Genomic DNA, 1,096 nt, shown 5'->3' with positions numbered 1-1,096 from the left:
TGGAGAGGATGCCCTGATAGCCGTCCTGCGCGCTGGCGCCTAGCGAGTCTTGCCCCTGCCAGGATTGAATGACGATCGAGCGCGGCAGCGACGGATGGTAGATCTCGTCCCAACCGACCATCTGCCGCTGGTGCTTCTCGAGGATCTTTTCCAGCTTCTGGTTGAAGTAGGCCTGCAGCGCATGGGTATCCGCCAGCCCGTTCTGCTGCATAAACGCCTGAATCGACGGCGATGCCCGCCACTGGCTGGCGTCCACTTCGTCGCCGCCGATGTGCAGATAAGGATCGGGGAAGATCGCCGCCAGCTCGCCGACGATCGTATCGACAAACTGATACACCTCGTCGCGGGTCGGATCGAGCGTCGGCTTATGCACGCCCCACTCGCGCTCCATGCGATACGGCCCCGGCGCGCTCATCAGATCGGGATAGGCCACCGCGATGCTGGAGGCGTGCCCCGGCATGTCGATCTCCGGCACCACGCGAATGCCGCGCGCCGTGGCGTAAGCCACCACCTGCCGCATTTGCTCACGGGTGTAAAACAGGCCGTCGCTGGCCTGCTGCTGCAGTTTGGGGTAATGCTCGGAGGCGAAGCGCCAGCCCTGATCGTCGGTCAGGTGCCAGTGGAATACGTTGAGCTTGGCCGCCGCCATACCGTCGAGCTGGCGCAAAATGTCCGGCAGCGGCAGGAAATGGCGCGCCGAATCCAACAAAACGCCGCGCCACGGGAAGCGCGGCACATCGCGAATATCCACCAGCGGCAGGAAGGTGTTTTGCCCGTCGGTCTGCAGCAGCTGCAGCAGGGTCTCCATGCCGCGCAGCGCGCCAAAGCGAGTGTTGGCGGTCAGCGTGGCGCCCTGCGGCGTGACCGCCAGCCGGTAGCTCTCATCGCTGCCCGGCAGCGGCTGCGCCGCCACCCGGTCCTTGATCACCACCTTGATCGCCGCGCCGTTCGCTTCACCCGCCGGCGCCAGCGTCCAGCCGGTCTGCAACTCGATGCGCTGGCGCCAGCGCGGCAGCGCGTCGCCCAAATCATCGCCTTGCAGCGTCAGAGACAAACGGTGATCCAAAACCAGCTTGCCCGCCGGTTGCGTCACTTC

Annotated in this window: 1 protein-coding gene; it reads right to left on the bottom strand. The window is 65.3% G+C overall.

What is annotated here, in order from left to right:
- On the bottom strand, nt 1–1,096 hold a 1,096-nt coding region (locus ACZ60B_RS43065), incomplete at both ends, for a beta-N-acetylhexosaminidase (RefSeq protein ID WP_469397605.1).

It is taken from the genome of Streptomyces sp. NPDC104096 (genome assembly GCF_055584385.1).
Note: the sequence above shows the minus strand (reverse complement) of the source record. Positions and strands in the feature narration are given on the sequence as shown.